This window comes from Herminiimonas sp., from assembly GCF_030645555.1.
Taxonomy (GTDB): domain Bacteria; phylum Pseudomonadota; class Gammaproteobacteria; order Burkholderiales; family Burkholderiaceae_D; genus Oxalicibacterium.
The window spans coordinates 1-4,837 of sequence record NZ_JAUSME010000317.1; the positions used below are offsets into that span (position 1 = coordinate 1).

General features: G+C 56.7%; 6 protein-coding genes and 1 pseudogene. 2 read left to right on the plus strand and 5 right to left on the minus strand.

Annotated features, from left to right (window positions below):
• From Q7T06_RS11835 to Q7T06_RS11850, 4 genes and pseudogenes are all read right to left on the minus strand, one after another.
• A pseudogene (locus Q7T06_RS11835) lies at positions 1-570 on the minus strand (branched-chain amino acid ABC transporter permease); the annotation flags it as partial.
• A 1-nt stretch (position 571) separates the two neighbouring features.
• Entirely contained in the window at positions 572-1,501 is a 930-nt protein-coding gene (locus tag Q7T06_RS11840; protein WP_304784907.1) for a branched-chain amino acid ABC transporter permease, read from the minus strand.
• An 80-nt stretch (positions 1,502-1,581) separates the two neighbouring features.
• A complete protein-coding gene (locus tag Q7T06_RS11845; protein WP_304784909.1) occupies positions 1,582-2,754 on the minus strand; it encodes a branched-chain amino acid ABC transporter substrate-binding protein in 1,173 nt (390 codons plus the stop codon).
• Positions 2,755-2,796: 42 nt separating this feature from the next.
• Complete coding sequence (locus Q7T06_RS11850; protein WP_304784911.1) at positions 2,797-3,069, minus strand: hypothetical protein; 273 nt, start codon at positions 3,067-3,069, stop codon at positions 2,797-2,799.
• Between the two features lie 12 nt (positions 3,070-3,081).
• On the opposite strand from Q7T06_RS11850, the gene Q7T06_RS11855 reads away from it, so the two are divergent.
• Together Q7T06_RS11855 and Q7T06_RS11860 are read left to right on the plus strand one after the other, a co-directional pair.
• A complete protein-coding gene (locus Q7T06_RS11855; protein ID WP_304784913.1) occupies positions 3,082-3,888 on the plus strand; it encodes a hypothetical protein in 807 nt (268 codons plus the stop codon).
• Positions 3,889-3,963: 75 nt separating this feature from the next.
• Positions 3,964-4,458, plus strand: coding sequence for a GFA family protein (locus Q7T06_RS11860; protein WP_304784915.1), 495 nt, complete (start codon positions 3,964-3,966; stop codon positions 4,456-4,458).
• A gap of 38 nt (positions 4,459-4,496) precedes the next feature.
• Here the strand turns inward: Q7T06_RS11860 and Q7T06_RS11865 are convergent.
• Positions 4,497-4,837: DUF2325 domain-containing protein (locus Q7T06_RS11865; protein ID WP_304784917.1), on the minus strand; the 341-nt coding region annotated here is incomplete at its 5' end.

Genomic DNA, 4,837 nt, shown 5'->3' on the forward strand with positions numbered 1-4,837 from the left:
GAAGGTCTTGAACAGGATGCCGAACGCGATCGTGACCAGCGCTGCATAGTGACCACGCGTGCGCAATACCGGCCAGATCAGGATCGAACCGATCACGGCAGCAACAATGCCGGCAATGCCGATTGTCACCAGTGATGGCAAACCGGTATGCGTGGCCAGCACTGCAGTGGTGTAGCTGCCGATTCCGAAGAAGGCAGCCCCGGCAAAATTACTGACGCCGGAAAAACCGAATTGCACGGTCAATCCCATGCAGGCTGTCGCATACAGCAGGACGCCGCCTATCATCAACAACACGAAATGGCTGTCGTAAAATGCTGCGACCAGCGCCAGCGCAGCGAGCAGTGACCAGATGCGAGCCAGACCAGGCCGGCTTGCTGCCGCCTCTTCTATGCGTCGCACCGTGCCCAGCTTTTTCCCCAGCAGGGTCAGACCCAAAGCCACGACTATCAGCACACCCACTGCCAATTGTGATTCCGCATGCAGGAACAACCACATGTAGGCGGTTATGCCGAACGTCGCGAACGCGAGCACCAGCGCTGCCGATTTTTTATTCAATTGGATGTCGTTCATGTCAGACCCGTTCGCTTGATTTTTCGGCAATCAGCCCGGTTGGTTTCCAGGCCATCAGGATAATGACGACGGCAAATGCGAAAACGTCCTTGTAGGCACTTGGGATATTCGGGATCAGCGCCGGCAGGGTTGCACTACCCAATACCTGCAGGCCGGCAAACAGGAAACCACCGATGATCGCGCCATATATATTGCCCAGGCCGCCGAGAATCGCCGCTGCAAATCCGATCACGCCCAACAGCAAACCGACGTTGAAATTGATCTCGTTGTAATACAGCCCGTTCATCACGCCAGCCAGCGCAGCCATGCCGGAACCGAGCGCAAAAGTCAGCAGCACGACTGCTTCAAAATTGATGCCCATCAGGCGTGCCGTTTCGCCATCCTGCGCCACGGCGCGTATCGCCATGCCGAGGCGGGTGCGGGTAATCAGGAAGTGCACGCCTGCAATGATGGCCAGGCCGCTCAGCAAAAGAATCACATTGTCCGCACGCAAGGCGAAGCCGCCGAGATCGATCGAATCGGTCGGCAGCAAGGAAGGAAACGGTTGAGAATTCGAGCCATCCGGGTAGAACAAACGCACTGCTTCGCGCATGACCGTACCCAGCATCAGCGTCGCCAGCAGGGTATTGAGTGGCGGCGCCTTGTGCAGCGGCAGAACCAGCCATTTAGCAATCGCCGCGCCGAGCAATCCTGTCACGCATACTGCGCTCAGCACGACTGCCAGCAAGCGTATCCAGGGAGAACCTATATCCAGCATCAGCACTCCGGTAGATGCCGTGAGGCCGGCAAAGGCGCCGACCATCAGGGTATCGCCGTGCGAAAACTGGATGACATCCAGCACCCCAAAAAACAGGGTAAAACCGACTGCGACCATGGCGTAAATCATGCCCAGCATCAAGCCGTTGAATACATATTGACCGATTACACTCATCGCTCTCTCCGTTTGGTCCAATCACGTTGCAGGCCGGGCGCACGCCTGGCCTGCAGCTTGGTGCTTACTTCAGATCCGTTTTACTTGCCGGATAATTTGCGCTTGCCGCTGGCATAGCTGCTGTCTTCCCAGATCGCCCACTTGCCGTCTTCGACCACATACTTGGTCACCAGCGGCACAATGTTTTGACGGTGATCATCGAAAGTCACCTTGCCTATCAGAGTGTCGACATCCTTGGTCTTGTTGAGCACATCGCGCACTTTCTTGCGATCCGGGCCAACTTTTTCCACTGCGTCCATGATCAGGTTGGCAGCAGCATAGGCAAACGTGCCATAGGCTTCAGGCGGTTCGCTGTACTTTTGCTTTTGATATTGCGCGGTGAAAAACAGGCCGCCTGGAATTTTTTCCCATGGAGCGCCCTCGAGGAATGCCAGCGATCCTTCGGCCAGCTTTTCGCCCACGCCCTGAATGTAGGCGTCGGACTTGATGCCGGAGGTGCCTTCAAACTGTGCCTTGATGCCCAGTTTTTCCATTTGCGTACGGATACGTACTCCCAATGGAGTCAGTCCGCCAAAGAAAACAACATCGGGTTTCAATTCGCGTATCTTGGTCAGCTCGGTACTGAAATCCTGCTGATCCGCGGTCACGCCAAATGTACCGAGCACGGTGGCACCGTTCTTTTTCAGGAATTCCGAGAAATACTTGTTATGGCCCTTGCCGTAATCGGTGGTGTCATGAATGATCGCGAATTTCTTGTAACCCTGATCCGCCATGAACTTGGCAGCCACTTCGCTTTGATTGATCATCGTGCCATTGACGCGATGCACTTCCTTGAAGTCGTTGGCATACGTGATATCCGGCAGCACAGCGCCCCACACCACGACCGGCAAACCGAAGCGGTTATAGACGCCTACCGTACCCATTGCGACTGCGGAACAGAAATGCGTGACGCCGGCGATGATGTTTTTATCGGCCGCAATTTTGGTTGCTACCTGCACGCCGACATTCGGACGGCATTCATCATCCTGAGGCACCAGCTCATAAGTGTATTTTGATTTTGGATCGGCATTGCGGAGACGCACTGCCAGATCGGCAGAATTGCGCCCGCCCAAACCGATCGAAGAAGTGCCGCCAGTCAGGGGGCCGACAAACGCAATCTTCACGACATCCTTGGCCGAAGCCGGCGCCAGCAGACTCAAGCCCAGGGCCGCGCCCAGCGTCGCTGCCTTTAATACAGTATTGATATTGCCCATATTTGATCTCCTTCGAGAATAAACCGTCGGTTAAAATTCACGCTACTTGAATGCAAACTTATAAGTGTCATTTAATTCAAGTAACTTGAATATAACTCCGCAATATCCATGCCAACTGGAAAATAACGAAAATAGATGGCAGTTGTGTGGTTTTTGGTAAACCGCCAACAACACAGGGCTGCGGATGCAAGAAAATGGGGCAAGCCTGCACTGAATAAATACGGGCGCATGCCCGGAAGACTGACTGGCACCGCGCACCATGCTGCTGCGCAAGCCAAAAATCTGCAGCAAGTCCATAATGTCAGCAGTTTTCACCAGCCGTAGAAGATGAAGTCGATTCCCTTTCTTGCCCACATGCGTGCCCGCACTATCACCGGCATCGGGCTCTCCCTGCTGATACATGCGCTGATCCTCTTCTTTGCCGTGGATCGCGCAGACCTGCGCGTGACAGAAACCGGGGAATCGCCTACTGCGCCGCTGACCGTGAGCCTGATTGCGCAGGCGCCGTCAGCCAAAGTGACGCCAGCGGCCATCACGTCGCCTGCCGAGCCGACAAAGAAGAAAGAACCAGCGGCAGCGCGGAAAAAATCCGCGCCCGGCAAGAAGGACCCGCCTGTGCGCGCCAAGGCGCCGCCGCTCGCACCCAAATCAACAGCCACTGCGATGCTGCCGCCCGACATGAGCGACATGCTGACTGCGGCGCGCGAACGGCGCCGCGCCGCCGGCATACTGGAGCCGGATAACAGCGTCAAACCGGCCAGCGATGACAATGCGGTGGCGCGCGCCAACATCGCCGAGATGATGCAAAAGCAGTCGCGCGGACGCAATGAATCGGGCGGCGTATTCCAGATCACTTACAAGGGTGTGCGCACGGCAGAGTTTCTGTTTCGCGGCTGGGATTTGCGGCGCAAGAGCAATTCGCGCCAGCTGATCATCGTCGATGCGCCGCCGAATGTGGATATAGAAACGGCCATCGTGCGCCGCATGATCGCGCTGATCCGCCAGTATGAAAACGGCGATTTCCAGTGGAATTCGCCACGCCTGGGGCGTGTGGTGACGCTGTCGGCGCGCGGACAGGATAGTGCCGAGCTGGAAGAATTCATGAAGAAGGATTTCTTCGAGGTCAGCCGCTAGGCATAGCAGCGGGTTTGCTGCTGCCGCATGGAACGCATCTAGAATAGATGGCGTCGAAACCAGCCAGGAGCTCACATGCAACTCGAAGGATCATGCCATTGCGGCGCGGTACATTTCTCACTGCAAAGCGCCACGCCTTATCCCTACCAGCGCTGTTACTGCTCGATCTGCCGCAAGACGCAAGGCGGTGGCGGCTATGCGATCAACCTGGGCGGCGTTGCGGCGAGGATGAAAATCAGGGGCGCGGACGATGTCAGCGTCTATCACGCAAAACTCAAGGATGAGGGCGATCAGCGCGCGCATGTCAGCACCGGCGAGCGCCACTTTTGCCGCCGTTGCAGCAGCGCGCTGTGGCTCTACGATCCGACCTGGCCGGAGTTGATACACCCGTTTGCATCAGCCATAGACACGCCCCTGCCGACGCCGCCCGAACATACGCATTTGATGCTGGCGTTCAAGGCGCCGTGGGTCGAAGTCGATGCGGGCAGGAAGGACAAGCAATTCGATGTGTACCCGGAAGAATCGATCGCCGAGTGGCATGCAAGGCTGGGATTGACTGCGCCCGACTGAAGCGATGCAAGGGCTGCAGATGCTGACTGGGTACTGCCTTATTTGTCCGTAGATGAGAGCAAGGTATCGTCAAGGCTGCGCACAAAATGCATGGCCTGCGGTTGCGACACCAGCACGCATTGTTTGCCGGTGCGCTTGCAGTGATCCTGTACCCGCCAGTAAGCATCGTGGCTGACGCAAGCGGCCTGGCAAATCACCAGATCGGCGGCCGTCAGGCTGGCTTCCAGCGTTGCTTCATCTGCGCCATCATATCCATCATGATGCAGAAAATATCCACCCGCTTCTTCTATCGCTTGCTGCGCGACCAGCGCGGCGGGCTCATCCCTGCCAACGCAGAGCACGGATTTTTCCCGCAGATCGGCCGGCATTGAATTGTCTG